Source organism: Pseudonocardia sp. Cha107L01, from assembly GCF_052566575.1.
This window is the reverse complement of the sequence record NZ_CP199579.1, coordinates 58,276-75,997: the sequence shown is the minus strand read 5'-3', so window position 1 is coordinate 75,997 and position 17,722 is coordinate 58,276. Positions and strand designations below refer to the sequence as shown.

At 72.9% G+C, this 17,722-nt stretch carries 19 protein-coding genes; 16 read left to right on the top strand and 3 right to left on the bottom strand.

Features of this window, described 5'->3' with window-relative positions:
- Window positions 1-37 precede the first annotated feature (37 nt).
- The 6 genes from ACTXG6_RS00375 (at window position 38) to ACTXG6_RS00350 (ending at window position 4,225) form a co-directional block, all read left to right on the top strand.
- Window positions 38-325 (top strand): WXG100 family type VII secretion target, encoded by a 288-nt coding sequence (locus tag ACTXG6_RS00375; protein WP_445185745.1) that lies wholly within the window; start codon window positions 38-40, stop codon window positions 323-325.
- A gap of 251 nt (window positions 326-576) precedes the next feature.
- Window positions 577-1,020 (top strand): 50S ribosomal protein L13, encoded by a 444-nt coding sequence (gene rplM / locus ACTXG6_RS00370; RefSeq protein ID WP_445185744.1) that lies wholly within the window; start codon window positions 577-579, stop codon window positions 1,018-1,020.
- Window positions 1,017-1,529, top strand: a complete 513-nt coding sequence (gene rpsI, locus ACTXG6_RS00365) for a 30S ribosomal protein S9 (RefSeq protein WP_445185743.1) — start codon at window positions 1,017-1,019, stop codon at window positions 1,527-1,529. The genes rplM and rpsI overlap by 4 nt, the downstream gene beginning before the upstream one ends.
- Window positions 1,530-1,536: 7 nt before the next feature.
- The gene (glmM, locus tag ACTXG6_RS00360; RefSeq protein WP_445185742.1) at window positions 1,537-2,877 is read left to right on the top strand and encodes a phosphoglucosamine mutase; all 1,341 of its coding nucleotides are present in this window, start codon (window positions 1,537-1,539) and stop codon (window positions 2,875-2,877) included.
- Window positions 2,878-3,008: 131 nt separating this feature from the next.
- The gene (locus ACTXG6_RS00355) at window positions 3,009-3,326 is read left to right on the top strand and encodes a hypothetical protein (protein ID WP_445185741.1); all 318 of its coding nucleotides are present in this window, start codon (window positions 3,009-3,011) and stop codon (window positions 3,324-3,326) included.
- Window positions 3,323-4,225, top strand: coding sequence for a hypothetical protein (locus ACTXG6_RS00350; RefSeq protein WP_445185740.1), 903 nt, complete (start codon window positions 3,323-3,325; stop codon window positions 4,223-4,225). Before ACTXG6_RS00355 ends, ACTXG6_RS00350 begins: the two co-directional genes overlap by 4 nt.
- Window positions 4,226-4,294: 69 nt before the next feature.
- On the opposite strand, the gene ACTXG6_RS00345 is transcribed toward ACTXG6_RS00350, so the two are convergent.
- On the bottom strand, window positions 4,295-5,134 hold the full coding sequence (locus ACTXG6_RS00345) for a dienelactone hydrolase family protein (protein ID WP_445185739.1): 840 nt from the start codon (window positions 5,132-5,134) through the stop codon (window positions 4,295-4,297).
- A 120-nt stretch (window positions 5,135-5,254) separates the two neighbouring features.
- Between ACTXG6_RS00345 and ACTXG6_RS00340 the strand changes: the two genes are divergently transcribed.
- The 7 genes from ACTXG6_RS00340 to rimI all read left to right on the top strand — a co-directional run bounded on the left by ACTXG6_RS00340 (window position 5,255) and on the right by rimI (window position 11,879).
- Window positions 5,255-6,745, top strand: coding sequence for an NAD(P)H-hydrate epimerase (locus tag ACTXG6_RS00340; RefSeq protein ID WP_445185738.1), 1,491 nt, complete (start codon window positions 5,255-5,257; stop codon window positions 6,743-6,745).
- Between the two features lie 125 nt (window positions 6,746-6,870).
- Window positions 6,871-8,112 carry an alanine racemase gene (gene alr / locus ACTXG6_RS00335; RefSeq protein ID WP_445185737.1) on the top strand — a complete coding sequence of 414 codons (1,242 nt, stop codon included), beginning with the start codon at window positions 6,871-6,873 and terminating at the stop codon, window positions 8,110-8,112.
- Window positions 8,109-9,236, top strand: coding sequence for an alpha/beta fold hydrolase (locus ACTXG6_RS00330; protein WP_445185736.1), 1,128 nt, complete (start codon window positions 8,109-8,111; stop codon window positions 9,234-9,236). The genes alr and ACTXG6_RS00330 overlap by 4 nt, the downstream gene beginning before the upstream one ends.
- Window positions 9,233-9,718: a tRNA (adenosine(37)-N6)-threonylcarbamoyltransferase complex ATPase subunit type 1 TsaE gene (tsaE, locus tag ACTXG6_RS00325; RefSeq protein ID WP_445185735.1), complete on the top strand. Its 486-nt coding sequence runs from the start codon at window positions 9,233-9,235 to the stop codon at window positions 9,716-9,718. Before ACTXG6_RS00330 ends, tsaE begins: the two co-directional genes overlap by 4 nt.
- A 52-nt stretch (window positions 9,719-9,770) precedes the next feature.
- Window positions 9,771-10,490 (top strand): HAD family hydrolase, encoded by a 720-nt coding sequence (locus ACTXG6_RS00320; protein WP_445185734.1) that lies wholly within the window; start codon window positions 9,771-9,773, stop codon window positions 10,488-10,490.
- A 62-nt stretch (window positions 10,491-10,552) separates the two neighbouring features.
- Window positions 10,553-11,323, top strand: coding sequence for a tRNA (adenosine(37)-N6)-threonylcarbamoyltransferase complex dimerization subunit type 1 TsaB (gene tsaB / locus ACTXG6_RS00315; protein WP_445185733.1), 771 nt, complete (start codon window positions 10,553-10,555; stop codon window positions 11,321-11,323).
- A gap of 85 nt (window positions 11,324-11,408) precedes the next feature.
- Window positions 11,409-11,879 (top strand): ribosomal protein S18-alanine N-acetyltransferase, encoded by a 471-nt coding sequence (rimI, locus tag ACTXG6_RS00310; protein ID WP_445190307.1) that lies wholly within the window; start codon window positions 11,409-11,411, stop codon window positions 11,877-11,879.
- A gap of 180 nt (window positions 11,880-12,059) precedes the next feature.
- Here rimI and ACTXG6_RS00305 read toward each other — a convergent pair whose 3' ends face one another.
- On the bottom strand, window positions 12,060-13,733 hold the full coding sequence (locus tag ACTXG6_RS00305; RefSeq protein WP_445185732.1) for an alkaline phosphatase D family protein: 1,674 nt from the start codon (window positions 13,731-13,733) through the stop codon (window positions 12,060-12,062).
- Window positions 13,734-13,963: 230 nt separating this feature from the next.
- Here ACTXG6_RS00305 and groES point away from each other — a divergent pair, with 230 nt between their 5' ends.
- Both groES and groL read left to right on the top strand, forming a co-directional pair.
- Window positions 13,964-14,260, top strand: coding sequence for a co-chaperone GroES (groES, locus tag ACTXG6_RS00300; protein ID WP_028926881.1), 297 nt, complete (start codon window positions 13,964-13,966; stop codon window positions 14,258-14,260).
- Window positions 14,261-14,367: 107 nt separating this feature from the next.
- Window positions 14,368-15,990, top strand: a complete 1,623-nt coding sequence (gene groL / locus ACTXG6_RS00295; protein WP_445185731.1) for a chaperonin GroEL — start codon at window positions 14,368-14,370, stop codon at window positions 15,988-15,990.
- Window positions 15,991-16,055: 65 nt separating this feature from the next.
- Here groL and ACTXG6_RS00290 read toward each other — a convergent pair whose 3' ends face one another.
- Complete coding sequence (locus ACTXG6_RS00290; RefSeq protein WP_445185730.1) at window positions 16,056-16,352, bottom strand: WhiB family transcriptional regulator; 297 nt, start codon at window positions 16,350-16,352, stop codon at window positions 16,056-16,058.
- Between the two features lie 164 nt (window positions 16,353-16,516).
- On the opposite strand from ACTXG6_RS00290, the gene ACTXG6_RS00285 reads away from it, so the two are divergent.
- The gene (locus tag ACTXG6_RS00285; RefSeq protein WP_445185729.1) at window positions 16,517-17,677 is read left to right on the top strand and encodes a hypothetical protein; all 1,161 of its coding nucleotides are present in this window, start codon (window positions 16,517-16,519) and stop codon (window positions 17,675-17,677) included.
- Window positions 17,678-17,722 lie beyond the last annotated feature (45 nt).

Genomic DNA, 17,722 nt, shown 5'->3' with positions numbered 1-17,722 from the left:
GCGACCAGAGGCTGACCAGAGATTAAGGAGGAAACCGATGTCTGAGATCAAGGTTACGTTCGGCGAGATGGCCGCCGCCCAGCAGAACGTGGCAGGCACCGCACAGCGGATGAACGCCCAACTGGAGGACCTGCGCCGGTCGCTGGCCCCGATGGTGGCCACCTGGACCGGCCAGGCCGCCGAGGACTACCAGGTCAAGCAGCGCCAGTGGGATACCTCGGCCGCCGACCTGAATCAGGTGCTGACCCAGATCGGGGTAGCATTGGGGCACGCCAATGAGGGATATCAGCAGGTCGAACAGTCCAATGCGAGCCGCTGGGTTTGACGAGGGCGTGACGAATTGCCGGTCTGGTCCGGCGGTGGCGGGCGCGGTATCGACCCTGGCTCGAGGAGCCGGAGTGGGTGCCGCACCGACCCGTTTTGACCCATCGGGACAACGACGGGTACCCTCGAAAGTCGTTGTGCTGCGAACGGCGGTGTTGTTAAACCAGCGGAGCCGTTCGTTCGAGCACCCCGGGGTCGGCCCGCGCCGAACCCCAGGCAGCTCCCGCAAGCAAGAGACGACGAGGTAGGTCCGTGCGCACGTTTAGTCCGAAGCCTGGCGAGGTCACTCGCGACTGGCATGTCATCGACGCTACCGACGTCGTCCTAGGCCGGCTGGCTACTCATGCCGCCACCCTGCTTCGCGGTAAGCACAAGCCCACTTTCGCCCCGCACGTCGACACCGGCGACTTTGTCGTGATCATCAACGCCGAGAAGGTCGCGGTGTCCGGCAACAAGCGGGACGACAAGTTCGTCTACCGGCACAGTGGCTACCCGGGCGGCCTGCGCCAGCGCTCGGTCGGGGAGATGCTGGACAAGCACCCCGACCGGCTGGTCGAGAAGGCCGTCAAGGGCATGTTGCCGAAGAACAGGCTCGGTAGGGCCCTTGGCAAGAAGCTCAAGGTCTACGCCGGCCCGACCCACCCGCACGCCGCGCAGCAGCCGCAGCCCTTCGAGATCACCCAGGTGAGCCAGTGAGTACCCCCGAGCAGTCCCCCGACGTCGAAGACTTCACGACCGAGACCCCGGCCGAGGTCGAGGCCCCGCGCGAGGAGAGCGCTCCCGCGGAGGACACCACGGCTCCGGCGCCGGTCGTCCCCGGCCGCCCGGTCCAGACCGTGGGTCGCCGCAAGGAGGCCGTGGTACGGGTGCGCCTGGTGCCCGGCACCGGCAACTTCCGGCTCAACGGCAAGGACCTTCCGGTCTACTTCCCGAACAAGGTGCACCAGCAGCTGGTCAAGGAGCCGCTGGTGATCACCGAGCAGGTCGAGAAGTACGACGTGCTGGCCACCCTGCACGGCGGCGGCATCTCCGGTCAGGCCGGCGCGCTGCGCCTGGGTATCGCCCGGGCCCTGATCGTGCTGAACATCGACGACCGCCCGGCGCTCAAGGCGGCCGGCTTCCTCACCCGTGACGCGCGGGCGACTGAGCGCAAGAAGTACGGTCTCAAGAAGGCCCGCAAGGCGCCTCAGTACAGCAAGCGCTGACCCCCGGATGGGCCGGCTGTTCGGTACAGACGGCGTTCGGGGCCTGGCCAACGCGGAGCTGACTCCCGAGCTCGGGATGTCGGTGGCGGTCGCGGCCGCCCGGGTACTTGCGGAGCGCGATCGTTCGCACCGCCCGGTGGCCGTGGTCGGTCGGGACCCCCGCGCCAGCGGCGAGATGCTGGAAGCGGCGGTCACCGCCGGTCTGGCCTCCGCCGGTGCGGACGTGCTGCGGGCCGGGGTGTTGCCCACCCCGGCCGTGGCGTACCTGGTCGGCGAGCTCGGTGCCGACCTGGGCGTGATGATCTCCGCGTCGCACAACCCGATGCCGGACAACGGCATCAAGTTGTTCGCCGAGGGTGGGCACAAACTGGCCGACACGGTCGAGGACGCCATCGAGGCGCGCCTCTACGAGCCGGGAAGCCGCCCGGTCGGCGCCGAGGTCGGGCGGGTGCGCGACCTGGTCGACGCCGGTGAGCGCTACCTGGGTCATCTGCGGCTCGCCGGCGCGGGCGAGACTCCGCTGGCCGGGTTGCGGGTGGTGGTGGACTGTGCCAACGGCGCGGCCGCCGAGCTCGCGCCCGAGGCCTACCGCCGGGCCGGCGCCGAGGTGATCGCGATCCACGCCGCCCCGGACGGCCTGAACATCAACGACCACTGCGGCTCGACGTACCTCGACGAGGTGACCGGAGCCGTCCGCGAACACCGGGCCGACCTGGGCATCGCCCACGACGGCGATGCCGACCGCTGCCTCGCGGTGACCGCCGACGGCGCCACGGTCGACGGCGACCAGATCATGGCGGTGCTCGCCCTGGCGCTGCGGGAGCGCGGCGAGCTGGTCGAGGACACCCTGGTCGCCACCGTGATGAGCAACCTCGGGCTGCACCTGGCCATGCGGGACGCGGGCATCACGGTACGCACCGCGGCGGTCGGGGACCGCTACGTACTCGAGGAGCTGCGGGCCGGCGGGTTCGCGCTGGGCGGCGAGCAGTCCGGCCACCTGGTGCTGCCGGCGTATGCCACCACCGGCGACGGGGTGCTCACCGCGCTGCGCCTGATGGCCCGGATGGCGGTCACCGGGCGGACACTGGCCGACCTGGCCTCGGTGATGGTCGCGCTGCCCCAGGTGCTGATCAACGTCCGGGTCACCGACAAGGCCACGGTCGCCGCCGCCGCCGAGGTGCGGGACGCGGTCGCCAAGGCGGAGGTCGAGCTGGGTGACCGAGGACGGGTGCTCCTGCGGCCGTCCGGTACCGAGCAGCTGGTCCGGGTCATGGTCGAGGCGCCGACCCGGGATCTCGCGGAGCGCATCGGCGAGCAACTGGCCACCGTCGTAGCCTCCGTCACCTAACCCCGGGCCCACCGGCGAGTCGGGGATTCCGTCAGCGCGCTGGGCGGGGCTCGGGGCCGGCACTGTGTGCGATCGCATCGAAGTCCGCCGATTCGGGCCCGCCGGGCTCCGACATTTGTCACGCTCGGCGCATGGCGACGAGTTTCGAGCTGGATCCCGAGGCAGCGCTGGCCGGAGCGACCCGGCTCGCCGCGCTGGCTGACGAGTTGGCTTCGTCGGCGGCCCGGGTACACGGGACGGTGATCGATCCGTTCCTGACCGGGCCGGGGGCCCCCGAGCGGCGCGATCTCGTGGCGGACAGGCTCGGGCGCTACACCGCCGAGCTCGCGGAGCTCGCCGCTGACGTATGCCGCGGCGCCGATGCCGCGCGGGCGCACGAGAGCCGGCTCGTGGCCGGCGCCCGGCAGCTGGAGTCCAGGTTGTCCACGCTCCCGCCCGGACGCCGGTGAACGCCCCACTGCACGCGATCGCCCCGGTGCTGGCCGCACTCGAGATGTGGCGACCGGTGTATCGGCGCTGGTGGGCTCATCCGTGCCGGCGTGGCGTTGCGGCCGAACACCCGTGGTCCACCGCTGAACAGGATCGGTGCGCCCGGCTGGTCGGCGTCGAGCCCGGTGAGCTGGCCACCGCCGCTGATCGGCTGGACCGGGAGGCGGCCGATGTCGATGATCTCGGGCGGAAGGTGGGCGCGCTCGCCGAGGCGGGGATCGGCCCGGACGCCTCCGGGCGGGCCGCTGTACTGGGCGCCGCGATCGAGTCCGAGGTCGCTGAGCTGACCGGCCTGGCGACCCAGTTGCGGGCGGACTCGGTTCGCCTCGAGTCCTGGCTCGCGGAGTTGGCACAGCAGGTGTTGCGGGTCGGCGATGGGGCTCCGACCGGTGGGGATCACCGGTCCGTCTGGCTGGCTCATCGGGAGGCCGACGAAGCGGACGGATCAGCGATGTGCGATGCCGGACGCGGTGCACCCCCAGCGGAGGAAACGGTCGAGGTGGTTCGCTGGGGGGCCTTGGACGAGCTGGTCGGGCGCCACAGCGCGGTACTCAGGGCGTTGCGTGCCGCGCTGGCCGGCGACGGCCACATCGGCGCAACTGACAGTTGGAGCGGTGACCCCGGCGGTGGGCCGGAGCACGCCGTATCCGGTACCTGGGTCAGCGGCGGGACACCGCTGACGCGGGAGATCGTCGTCGATCGGGCTTACCGCGACCAGGTTCGCCAGGTTTGGCAGCCGCTGGACTCCGCTCCCCTGCTGGATGCCGGAACCGGCCCACTGTTGGCCGGTACCGAGGGCAGCCGGACCGAGACCGACACCGGGGTACGCATCGCTCAGCTACCGGACCGGCCGCGTTGACGGACTCCGCGACTCGCGCTGATCGAATCCCCGACTCGCGCTGACGGAATCCCCGACTCGCGGGTGGGGTCAGCGGGTGAGGAGGAGCTCGGTGCGTTTGAGCTCGCCGGACACCAGTTCGTCCAGGTCGGAGTCGCCGAACAGCGTCTGCAGCAGGAAACCGGTCACCAGTGCACGGGTCAGCCGGGCGGTGCCGGAGTGCGGCTTGCCGGCGAGCAGGGAGTCGATCCAGGCGCGGCCGCTCAGGAATCCGAGGTGGTTCGCCTTCGGCAGTGAGCGCAGGACGACGGGTCCGCCCCAGCCGGCGGCCACCGGTTCCGCGTTGCCGACCAGCGGGCTGACCTGGTCCTTGCCGGCGGCCAGGTGCAGCGAGGGGGCGGTGATCAGGGGGGCGGCTTCGATCGCGGACGGCCGGGTCTCCGAGGCGGCCAGGGTGACCACGGCGGCGACCGGCTCACCGGCGGCCTGGCGGTCGGCGGCGGCGAGCACCGCGCAACCACCGCCCATGCCGTGCCCGGCCAGCGCGAGCCGTCGTTTGTCCACGCTGATCGCACCGTCGCCGAGACGGACGCCGACGCAGACCTCCAGGGTGCTGCGCAGGTCGGCGCTGAACCGGGCGTGGCTGGGTACCGGTCCCCGGAAGCTGGCCGGCGCGGCGGCCACGATGCCCCAGGAGGCGAGGTGGCGCAGCAGCGGCAGGTACCGGTCCGGGCCCTGCAACCAGTCGTGGCCGAACGCCACCGCGGGCAGGCCGAGTCCTTCGCTGGGCGCGTAGACCACGCCGGGCAGGCCGACCAGCCCCAACTCGCCGCGCAGCACGGAGTGCGGACCTGGGCGGGACAGCTGCTCGATCGCTTTCTTGGGCGATCGGGGCAGCTTGGGGGCCGCCGGCTGTCGGGTACGAGCCACGCGCAGACGCTATCCCATACCGCCGGAGGCGGTACCGGCACGCCACGCCGCCCTCCCGGGGAGATGTCGGCCGGGCCGGGGGACAGGTGCGGCCGGGGGCCGGCCTCTAACGTTGGCGGCATGAGGCGGATGTGGACGGCCGGCCAGGTGCGGGCGGCCGAGGACGTGCTGCTGCGGCGGACCCCGGACGGCGCGCTGATGCGGCGGGCGGCGTACGGGGTCGGTGCCCGGGCGACCGCGATGCTGGCCGAGCACGCCGGCGGGGTGGCGGGGCGCCGGGTGGCGTTGCTGGTCGGCGCGGGCAACAACGGCGGTGACGCGCTGTGGGCCGGCTACGAGCTGCGCCGGAGCGGCGTCGCGGTGACCGCCGTGCTGCTGGTACCGGACCGCGCGCATCCGGCCGGGCTGGCCGCGCTGCGCCGACGCGGGGGCCGGGTCCTGGATGCGGCGCACGCCGAGCGGGCCGAGGCGGCGGTGCGCGGCGCGGACCTGGTGATCGACGGGATCGTCGGGATCTCCGGGCGTGGCGCGCTGCGTGAGCCGGCCGCCGCGCTGGTGGCCGCCGCCGAGGACGCCCGGGTGCCGATCCTGGCCGTCGACCTGCCCAGCGGGGTGGACCCGGACACCGGTGCGACGGACGGACCGGCGGTGACCGCCGCCGCGACCGTCACCTTCGGCGCCCACAAGCCGGTGCACGCGCTGGCCGCGCGCCGCTGCGGACCGGTGCACCTGGTCGACCTGGGGCTGGGTCCGCACCTGCCGGCGCCCGACCTGCACCAGCTCGAGGTCGCCGACGTGGCGTCGCGCTGGCCCGTCCCCGGCCCGGCCGACGACAAGTACACCCAGGGCGTGGTCGGGATCGCCGCCGGTTCGTCGGTGTACCCGGGGGCGGCGGTACTGGCCACCGGCGCGGCGGTGTCGGCCACCTCGGGCATGGTCCGGTTCGCCGGCAGCGCCGCGGAACAGGTGCGGTCGCGCTGGCCGGAGGTGGTGGCGGCCGGCTCCGTCGCCGACACCGGCCGCACCCAGGCCTGGACCGTCGGCCCGGGCATCGGTACCGGCGCCGCCGGCCGGGACACCCTGGCCGCCGTGCTGGACCGGGGCGTCCCGGTCTGCCTGGATGCCGACGCGATCACCTTGATCGCCTCGACGCCGGACCTGGCCGACGCGGCCGCCGAGGTGCCCGCCGTGTACACCCCGCACGACCGAGAGTTCGCCCGGATCGCCGGCGAGGTGGGCACCGACCGGGTCGCCGCTGCCCGCCGTGCCGCTGCCAGCCTGCACGCCACCGTGCTGCTCAAGGGCAACGTCACCGTGGTGGCCGACGCCGACGGCCGCGCCCTGGCACACCCGTCCGACTCGTCCTGGGCGGCCACCGCCGGCTCCGGGGACGTGCTGTCCGGGCTGATCGGGGCGCTGCTGGCGGCCGGGCTGGAGCCGTGGTGGGCGGCCGGTTGCGCCGCGTACCTGCACAGCCGGGCCGCCGTGATCGCCGCCGTCGGTGGTGCTGACCCGGGTGCGGCGACCGGTCCGGGCGCCCCGATCGGCGCGTCCGCGCTGCTGGCCGCCGTGCCGGACGCGATCCGCGCGGTACGCCGACAGGCCCGGTAGCCCGCGCCGGAGCAGGTAAGAGCCGGGCCAGCGGACGGGTCGGGAGCCGGGGGCGGCCGGCGGGGCCGGACGGGTAGTGAGCCGGGGGCGACCGGTGCGGGTGGCCCGGATGAGACCATGGCGGCATGTCCGCGACCGCCGACCACCGCCGCGCCGCACCGAGCGGGGAGACCGCCGGCGGCACCGAGTCGGGCAGGCCGCGCGCCGAAGCGGCCGTCGACCTGGGCGCGATCCGGCACAACGTGGCAATCCTGACCGGCCTCGCGGCCCGTTCCGGCGCGGGTGTTATGGCGGTGGTCAAGGCGGAGGGCTACGGGCACGGGTCCGTCGCGGTGGCCAGGGCGGCGCTGTCGGCCGGCGCCAGCTGGTTGGGCGTGTGCACGCTGGACGAGGCGCTGGCGCTGCGCGACGGCGGCATCACCGCGCCGATCCTGAGCTGGCTGGACCTGCCCGACGTCGACTTCGCCGCCGGCGTGGCCAGGAACATCGATCTCTCGGTGGCCTCGGTCACCGAGCTCGCCCTGGTCCGGGGCGCCGCCGAGGCGGTCGGTCGCCCCGCGCGCGTCCACCTCAAGATCGACACCGGGCTGAGCCGCAACGGCTGCAACGAGGCCGACTGGCCGGGTCTGGTGCGGACCGCCGCCGAAGCCGTCGCCGACGGTGTGATTGATGTCATCGCGGTGTGGTCACACCTGGCCCACGGCGACGAGCCCACCAATCCGATGCTGGACCGCCAGGCCGCCCGGCTGGACGCCGCCTGGCAGCTCGCCACCGACGCCGGCCTGCACCCGATCCGGCATCTGGCCAACTCCGGTGCCACCCTGACCCGCCCCGACCTGCACTACGACCTGGTCCGCCCGGGCATCGCGGTCTACGGGCTGGACCCGATCGGCCCACCGCCCTCGCGGTTCGGCCTGCGCCCGGCGATGACCTTCCGAACCAGGGTTGCGCTGGTCAAGCGGGTGCCGGCGGGCGAGGGCGTGTCCTACGGGCACGAGTGGAGCACACCGAGGGACACCACGCTGGCGCTGTTGCCGGTCGGCTACGCGGACGGGGTGCCCCGCCGGCTGGGGAGCCGGCCCAGCGGGGTCGGCGGCATGGAGGTGCTGCTGGCCGGGCGGCGGTTGCCGGTGGTCGGCCGGGTCTGCATGGACCAGATCATGGTCGACTGCGGGCCCGACCGGGACGGTGAGCCGGTGGAGGTGGGGTCCGAGGCGGTGTTGTTCGGGCCCGGTGACCGGGGTGAGCCGACCGCCCAGGACTGGGCCGATGCGCTCGGCACGATCCATTACGAGGTCGTTACCGGGTTGCGGGTGGGGCGGGTGTCGCGCACGGTGTTCGGTATGGATGCAGGGGACGCCAGGTGAGTCGCAACCGCGGTTGGCGGATCGCCGGGGGTGTCGTGGGCGGCGTGCTCGGCGCCGCCGCCACCGGTGTCGCCGTCGGCACGGCCACCCGCTGGTCCAAGCTGTCCCGGGAGCGCCGGGGCCTGGCGACGGACGCCGAGGACGGCCGGCCGGCGCCGGCCGAGCTGGGGCTGCTCCCGGCCGGCACGCCGTGGTCGATCACCGCCGACGACGGGGTCCGGCTGTCCGCCGAGGTGATCGAGCCGCTGGAGAGCCGCCGCGCCGAGCTCACCGTGGTGTTCGTGCACGGTTTTGCGCTGGACCGCCGCTGCTGGCACTTCCAGCGGCAGGCGTTCGCCGCGCTCCCCGACGCCAAGGCCCGCCTGGTGTTCTACGACCACCGCAGCCACGGCCAGTCCGAGCGGGCCAGTCGGGTCAGCTGCACGATCGAGCAGCTCGGCGCCGACCTGGACGCGGTGCTGCGCACGCTGGCCCCGGACGGCCCGCTGGTGCTGATTGGCCACTCCATGGGCGGTATGACGATCATGGCGCTGGCCGAGCAGCTGCCCGAGCTGTTCACCGAGCGGGTGGCCGGGGTGGCGCTGCTGTGCACGTCGGCCGGCGAGGTCGCGGCCTCCGGGCTGCCCGGCACCTTCCTGTCCCGGCGCAATGTGCTGACCCGGCTGGTCGGCGCGCTGGCCGGGTGGCAGCCCCGGCTGGTGGAGCGCACCCGTGCACTCGTCAACGACCTGGTCTGGGGCGTCACCAGGGCCTATGCCTACGGCGACCGCTCGGTGGGCAACTGGCTGGTGGACTTCGTGCACACGATGATCAGCGCCAACGCGGTGGACGCGCTGATCGACTTCGTGGACACCCTGGACAGCCATGACCGCCTCGCCGCGCTGCCCGGGCTGAAGCAGTGCGAGACGCTGATCATCGGTGGGGACGCGGACCGGATCATCCCGATCGCGCACAGCGAGAAGATCGCCGGCGAGCTGCCGGACGCGACGCTGGTGCGGCTGACCGGGGTCGGGCACATGGCCATGCTGGAGCAGCCGGAGCCGGTCAACGCGGCACTGGTCGAACTGCTCGGCAAGGTGGCCCGCCCGACGGGTGTGTTGCGCCGGCTGCGGAGGCGGGCGTGACCGAGCAGGCCGGGACCGCCCTGGTCGAGCTGACCGGCGGAGAGCTGACGCTGCCCACCGAGGCCGACACCGAGGCACTGGGGGCGCGGATCGGCGCCGAGCTGGCGGCCGGTGACGTGGTGCTGCTGTCCGGGCCGCTCGGTGCCGGCAAGACCGTGCTGGCCCGGGGCATCGGCCGAGGGCTCGGGGTGGCCGGTGCGGTCACCTCGCCGACGTTCGTGATCGCCCGCGAGCACCCGCCGGCCCCGGGCGGGCGCGGTGTCGGGCTGGTACACGTGGACGCCTACCGGCTGGGTGGGCGGGCCGAGCTGGACGACCTGGACCTGGACACCGACCTCGCCTCGGCCGCCGTGGTGGTGGAGTGGGGCGAGGGACTGGCCGACGGGCTGGCCCAGCGGTACCTGCTGGTGCGGCTGACCCGCCGCGACGACGACAGCCGGGTCGCGCTGCTGTCCTGGGAGGCAGGGACCCCCGCCACATGATCGACGAGACATGATCGCCGAGACATGATTGCCGCCCGATGAGCGCCGCCCGATGATCGACGCCGTGATCTTCGACTGGGGTGGCACGCTCGCGCCCTGGGTGACGATCGATCACCTCGCTGGCTGGCGGGCCTACGCCGATGTGGTGCACCCGGGCGATGCGACCGCCGCCGAGCGGGCCGCCACCGCGCTGCTCGCCGCTGAGAACGGCCGGTGGCGCCGCGTCCGCGAGGAGCACCGGGCGTTCACCCTGGCCCAGGTGGTGGCCGATGCGACCGAGGCGCTCGGTGGCCCGGCGCTGCCGTACCGGGAGGACGCGCTGACCGCGTTCCGCGAGTTCTGGACGGTCGCCACGCACACCCACGCCGAGGTCGCTCCGACGCTGAGCCGGCTGCGCGAGCGGGGGCTGGCGCTCGGTGTGCTGTCCTCCACCGGCTGGCCGGGCGCCTGGCACGAGGAGTTCCTGCGCCGCGACGGTGTGCTGGAGCTGTTCGACGCCTGCGTGTGGACCTCGGACCTGGACTGGACCAAGCCGCACCCGGAGGCGTTCCGCGCCGCGATGGCCGCCGTGGGGGCGACCGACCCGGCCCGCTGCGTCTACGTCGGCGACCGGCCGTACGACGACATCGCCGGCGCCAAGGGCATCGGCATGCGTGCGGTGTTCGTCCCGCACAGCGTCATCCCGCTCGACCAGCAGGTACCGGTGGACGTCGAGCCGGACGCGGTGATCCAACGGCTGTCCGAGCTGCCCGAGCTGCTCGCCACCTGGTGACCACGTGAGTGGCGAGTGGTCCGATAGGACCACTCGCCACTCACGGGTCGTACCCTGGCCGGGTGCTCGTTCTTGCTCTAGACACCGCGACCGATGCGGTGGCCGTCGGCCTGCTCGAGGTGCCCGCCGTCGAAGGGCCGGCCACGGTGCTCGCCTCGCGGGTCCGCGCCGGCGCGCGGCAGCACGGTGAGCAGCTGATGCCGGCGGTGCTCGAGGTGTGCGCGGCGGCTGGGCGGCAACTGGCCGACGTCGATGCGGTGGTCTGCGGCGCCGGTCCCGGTCCGTTCACCGGGCTGCGGGTCGGCCTGGTCAGCGCGGCCGGGCTGGGCGACGCGCTCGGCGTGCCGGTGTACGGGGTGTGCTCGCTGGACGCGGTGGCGGCCTCGGCGCTGGACCCGGTGGCGCTGGACCCGGCGGTCGGCTCGGCGGCCACGCTGGACGCGGCGGCGCTGCACACGGCGGCCGGCGGGGTCGGTGCGCTGCTGGTGGTCAGCGACGCGCGCCGGCGCGAGGTGTACTGGGCGGCCTACGACGGGGCCGGGCACCGGGTGGCCGGCCCGGCGGTGGACACCCCGGCGGCGCTGGCGGAGCGGGTCACGGAGCTCGGGGTTCGCCGGGTGGCCGGGCCGGCGGCCGCCGCGCACGCCGAGCTGCTCGGACTCGCGGAGTACCCGGCGGCCGGTGCCGCGCTGGCGCCGTCGCCGGCCGGGCTGGTGGCGGCGGCCGGTGACGACCTGCGCACCGGGGCCGACCCGGCGCCCCTGCGGCCCTACTACCTGCGCCGCCCGGACGCGGTGCCGCCGGCCGCGCGCAAGCGGGTCAGCCTTGGCTGAACGGCAGGACCAGCGGCAGGGCCAGCGGCAGGACCAGCGGCAGGACCAGCGGCAGGTTCAGCGGCACGGCGAGGGCACCGTCACGCTGGGCCCGCTGTTGCCGAGCGACGCGGCGGACTGCGCGGTGCTGGAGCGGCTGCTGTTCGCCGAGGACGACCCGTGGACGGCGCGGATGTTCCGCGACGAGCTGACCGCCGGGCACTTCTACCTGGCCGCCCGCGACGGCGCGGACGGCGGGCGGCTGGTCGGCTACGGCGGGCTCGCCCTGCTCGCCGGGCCCGGTAACGCCGGACAGCCGGCCGAGACCGAGATCCACACCATCGGCGTGCACCCGGAGCAGCAGGGCCGGGGGGTCGGGCGGCGTCTGCTCGCCGGGCTGTTGCGCCACGCCGACGAGCTGCGCGCCGCGGTGTTCCTCGAGGTGCGCACCGACAACGAGGTGGCGCTGGAGCTGTACCGCTCGACCGGTTTCGAGCGGCTCGGCGTCCGCCGCAACTACTACCGCCCCAGCGGCGCCGACGCGTTCACCATGCGCCGCCCGCCCAGCACCGGCTGACTGCCCGCCGAGCCCCCGAGCCCCCGGGCCGCCGAGCCCCCGGGGCCACCTGTTGTTACCGAGCTGCACAACAGGCATGCCGAGGCGCCGCAAAACCTGCCTGGCGTGCAGCTCGGTAACAACCTTGCGGCTCGCCCGGCTCGCCCTGCTCGCCTGCTCGCCCGGCTCGCCCGGCTCGCCTCAGAGCTGGGTCAGGCCGGCGGCCCGGTCCTCGATCACGAAGCTGGCCCGCGTCTCGGCCGGCGCGCCCGGGCGGGACACGTACGGCACTACCCGGAAGTCGGCCGTCAGGGTGTCCGGGGTGACCGTCGTGCGGACGTATCCGCGCCGGTTGTTGAAGAATTTCACGTGCGGGTTCTCCGCGAGCACCGCCGCCGTGGTCGGCAGCTGCTCCGACCCGTCGCCACCGGCCGCGATCGAGGTGGCCACCAGCTCGGTGCCCACCACCGGCGCGGCCGGGTCGTCGAACCGGGTCTTCACGTCCGCCGCCCAGTGCCGGTGCGCGTCCCCGGAGAGGACCACCGGATTGCGCACCCCGGCGGCGACCCAGCTGTCGACCACCCGGTCCCGGCAGCCGACGTAGCCGTCCCAGGCGTCCGGGTTGAACCCTCGGTCGGCCCCGGGCGTGAGGTCGACCTGGGAGAACATCACCTGCTGGCCGATCAGGTCCCAGCGCGCGGTGGACCGGGCGAACCCCTCGGCCAGCCACGCCTCCTGGGTGGCCCCCATCAGACTCCGCGCCGGATCCACCCGGGCGACGCAGTCGCTGTCGTAGCGGTCGCCGCACAGCTGGTCATCGCGGAACTGCCGGGTGTCGAGCATGTGGAAGGTGGCCAGCGCACCCCAGCCCAGCCGCCGGTAGAGCCGCATGTTCACCCCGGACGGCCGGGCCGACGGGCGGAGCGGCATGTTCTCGTAGTACGCCTGGAACGCGGCCGCCCGTCGCCCCGCGAAGTCCGGTTCGCCGGGGTTCTCGGGGATCATGTCGGCCCAGTTGTTCTCCACCTCGTGGTCGTCGAAGACCGCGATCCAGGGCGCGGCGGCGTGCGCGGCCGCCAGGTCGGGGTCGGCGTGGTACTGCGCGTAGCGCCGCCGGTAGTCGGCCAGGGTGCGCTCAACACCGCCCGCCAGCTGGCGCACCGAGGTGCTGTCCGAGGCGTACTCGTAGCTGTAGTCGCCGAGGTGCAGCACCACGTCGGGCTGGTCCTCGGCGAGTCGGCGGTACGCGGTGAACAGGCCCTGTTCGTAGCGTGCGCAGGAGACGAAGCAGAGGTTCAGCGGGGTCAGCGCGGTGGCCGCCGGGGTGGTCCGGGTGCGCCCGGCCGGGGACAGCTCGGCGCCGCTGCCCCTGCCGACCCGGAACCGGTACCAGTACTCCCGCCCGGCCGGCAGCCCCCTGGTCTCCACGTGCACGGAGTAGCCGAGGTCGGCGCCCGTCCGCGCGGTACCCCGTTGCAGCACCTTGCCGAAGCGCTGGTCGGCGGCCAGCTCCCAGTCCACGTCGACCACCGCCAGGGAGCTGGACCCGGCGCCGGTCGGCATGCCGCCGAGGCCGTCCTCGTGCGCCGGGTCGCGGGCCAGTCGGGTCCACAGCACCATGCCGTCCGGGGTCGGGTCGCCGGAGGCCACGCCGAGCGTGAACACCGAGCCCGCCGACCGTGCCGCCGCCGGGCCCTGAAATGACCCGGCCACCAGCGCCGAGCTTCGGGGCCAACCGGCCGAGGCGCACCCGGCCAGCGTTCCCGCCGAAGCGAGACCGGCCAGTGCCGCCGCCCCGGTCAGGCCGCCGCGCAGTACCGCCCGCCGGGACGGTCCGGCGGACCCGGCGGAGGCCGGTGTTCCCGAGGAGGACATACCCGTCAGCCAACCGGACACCGGGCGGCGTGTGAACCAACTCGCGGTGAACCTCGAAGTCCACGCGGGTCGGCGTTGAGGCTTGGCACTCTCGTGGGTAGAGTGCCAATTACGCGGCAGCTCGGTGCCCCGGCACCCGCGACGGCGGGGCACCGTGGCCGTCGTTCCCAACATGGCGATTCTCAACCGGGAATCCTTCATGAACACCCCAGGAAGGGGAGGGCACACTCGTGGCGAGCGTGAACATCAAGCCGCTCGAAGACAAGATCGTCGTGCAGGCCAGTGAGGCCGAGACGACGACCGCGTCAGGCATCGTCATCCCGGACACCGCCAAGGAGAAGCCCCAGGAGGGCAAGGTCCTCGCGGTCGGCCCGGGTCGGGTGGACGACAACGGCAACCGCGTCCCGGTGGACGTGAGTGTCGGCGACGTCGTCATCTACTCCAAGTACGGCGGCACCGAGGTCAAGTACAACGGCGAGGAGTACCTCATCCTCTCCGCCCGCGACGTGCTCGCGGTCGTCAACTGACCGTCTTCTAGCACGCGACGCCGTCCCGGCCACCGGAGAGTTGACGATCCGGCCAGCCGGGGCGGCGTTTCGCCGTTTCGTACCCATGGATTAGGTGAAAGGCAAAAATGCCCAAGCAGATCAATTTCGACGAGTCGGCGCGGCGGGCGCTGGAGCGCGGGGTGAACCAGCTCGCCGACGCGGTCAAGGTGACCCTTGGCCCGCGTGGCCGGCACGTCGTACTGGACAAGAAGTTCGGCGGCCCGACGGTGACCAACGACGGTGTCACCATCGCGCGCGAGATCGACCTGGAAGACCCGTTCGAGAACCTCGGCGCCCAGCTGGCCAAGGCCGTTGCCACCAAGACCAACGACGTCGCCGGTGACGGCACCACCACCGCGACCGTGCTGGCCCAGGCCATGGTCAACGAGGGGCTGCGCAACGTGGCCGCCGGCGCCAACCCGACCGCGCTGGGGATCGGCATCTCGGCCGCGGCCGACAAGATCGCCGAGATCCTCACCGAGAAGGCCACCCCGGTCACCGGCGGCAGCGGCATCGCCCAGGTCGCCACCGTGGCCTCCCGGGACGCCGAGATCGGCGAGCTGATCAGCCAGGCGATGCAGGCGGTCGGCGAGGACGGTGTGATCACCGTGGAGGAAGGCTCCACGCTGGCCACCGAGCTCGAGATCACCGAGGGCCTGCAGTTCGACAAGGGCTACCTCTCGCCCTACTTCGTGACCGACTCCGAGTCGATGGAGGCGGTGCTCGAGGACGCCTACATCCTGCTGCACCGGGAGAAGATCGGCGCGATCGCCGACCTGCTGCCGTTGCTGGAGAAGGTGCTCGGCGAGGGCAAGCCACTGCTGATCGTGGCCGAGGACGTCGAGGGCGAGGCACTGTCCACCCTGGTCGTCAACTCGATCCGCAAGACGCTGCGGGTCTGCGCGGTCAAGGCGCCGTACTTCGGGGACCGCCGCAAGGCATTCCTGGACGACCTGGCCGTCGCCACCGCCGCACAGGTGATCAACCCGGAGATCGGGCTCAAGCTGTCCGAGGCCGGCCTCGAGGTGCTGGGCAAGGCCCGCCGCCTGGTGGTCACCAAGGACACCACCACCCTGGTCGACGGCGCCGGCGCCAAGGCCGACGTGGACGCTCGGGTGTCGCAGCTCAAGGCCGAGATCGAGTCCACCGATTCCGAGTGGGACCGCGAGAAGCTGCAGGAGCGGCTGGCCAAGCTGTCCGGCGGGGTCGCCGTGGTCAAGGTCGGCGCGGCAACCGAGACCGAGATGAAGGAGCGCAAGCACCGCATCGAGGACGCGGTAGCGGCCACCCGCGCGGCGGTCGAGGAGGGCGTCGTGCCCGGTGGCGGTTCCGCGCTGCTGCACGCGTCCAAGGAGCTCGCCGATGGGCTCGGGCTGACCGGTGACTCCGCGACCGGTGTCGCCATCGTGCGCCGCGCGCTGCAGGCTCCGGTCCAGTGGATCGCCGCGAACGCCGGCCAGGAGGGCAGGGTCGTCGTCTTTAAGGTTGCCGAGCAGCCCTGGGGCAGCGGTTTCAACGCCGCCACGCTGGTCTACGGCGATCTGATCGCCGACGGCATCGTCGACCCGGCGAAGGTCACCAAGTCGGCGGTCATCAACGCCGCCTCGATCGCCCGCATGGTGCTGACCACCGAAAGCACCATCGTGGACAAGCCCGTCGAGGAGCAGCCGGCCGCCGGCGGCCACGGCGGCCACGGTCACGGGCACTGACCTGGCTCGTTCCAGCGTTAGAACACGTGCGACACGGTCCTAGGGCCACACGAAGAAGCGGCAGCTCACCGAAGTGTGAGCTGCCGCTTCTTCGTCCGGAGCAGGCCGTCGCGCTCGGACTCGGAGAGTCCGCCCCAGATCCCGTAGGGCTCCTGCACCGCGAGCGCATGCCGCCGACACTGGTCGAGGACCCCGCAGCCACCACAGACCGACTTGGCCCTGGCCTCCCGGTTCGCCCTGGCCGGGCCGCGCTCACCTTCCGGGTGAAAGAAGAACGCGCTGTCCATGCCCCGACACGCGCCGCTGCGCTGCCAGTCCCACACATCCGCGTTCGGACCGGGCAACCTGCGTGTATCAGCCATGTTTCGTACCCCCGATACGACTCTCTCGAAGGCTCGAGCCTGACGTGCAGGATCGGGCACCTAACTGGTCAAACATTTGACCGTCACATTAGGAGCGGGTTTCGGTACTTGACAAGCATTCTGGAGAGGGCACAGCTCACAATGACCTCGCATCGGGTGAACCGGTGAGCACCGGAGTTGACAACCCCGGTGACCGGCGCGTATTCGAGACCGCCGGTGCCGTCGCCCTGGTCCGGATCGCGTTCGGCGACCGACCCGAGGCGCCGATAGTGGTCCATCCGGGTGATCCGGCCGAACAGCGCTGGCTGGCCGCTGTGGCGCTCGGGGCCCGTGGCCGTTACGCCGCCGCCGCGACGCTGCTGGCCGGCGTCAGCGGCCGGTCAGGAGCCAGCAGGACCGTGCGTGCGCACGCCGCCGTGACCAGGGCCGCGCACCTGCGCCAGTCCGGCGGTCACCTGGCGGCGAGGCGCTGGGACGGTCTGGGGCTCGCACTGGCCACCGATCCTGAGAACGGCGGGGGCGCCGCTGAGAGCGCCATTGAGAATCTCGCCACTGAGAATCTCGCCACTGAGAATCTCGCCACTGAGAGCGCTGACAGTGTTGAGAGCACCGTCTCCGGGTGCGGTGCCGGACCGGTTGGTGCCGGACCGGTTGGTGCCGGACCGGGTGGTGCCGGTGCCGGACTGGACCTGCCGGCCGCCAGGGTGGACGCACTACTCGGGCTGGCCGCCGATGCGATCGGGCTGGCCGACCTGGAACTGGCCGACCGGTTGCTGCGGCTGGCCGAGCCGGCGGCCGCCGAGCACCCGTCCTGGCGTCCGGGTGTGCGCTGGCACTGGGTGCGCGCCGAGCTCGCACTGAGCCAGAACCGGCCGGAACCGGCGATCGAGTGGGCGCGCCCGGCGCTGGCACGCGCCACCGCGGCCGGCGCCGTGCGGCACCAGGTCAAGTCCGCGCTCGTGCTCGCGGCGGCCGAGGCCGGCGCCGGGAGTCCGCCCGAGCGGGTGATCGCCGTTCTCAGCAAGCTGTCCGAACGGACGCGTCAGTCTGGGTTATGGACCCTCGAATGGCCGATCCAGCTGATGCTGGCAGGCCTGGTGGAGCCCACCGACTTGGATCGATCGACCACCCACCGCAGTCGGGCCGCCCAGATTGTGTGGACAATCCGCCGACACAGTGACCCCTTCGCACGATCTGTGTTGGACCGTTCACCCTGGGTGCCGACCCTCTCAGAGACAAAATTGCTCCATTTGGATCCCTATCACCCGGCCGAGACGCGCCGCTCAGCGCATTCTTCCCGAATGGAGTGCAAAAATAAGCCCTGATCGTGTCAAGGTAGATTCCCTGCCAGCCGATACGGGGGATGAGAT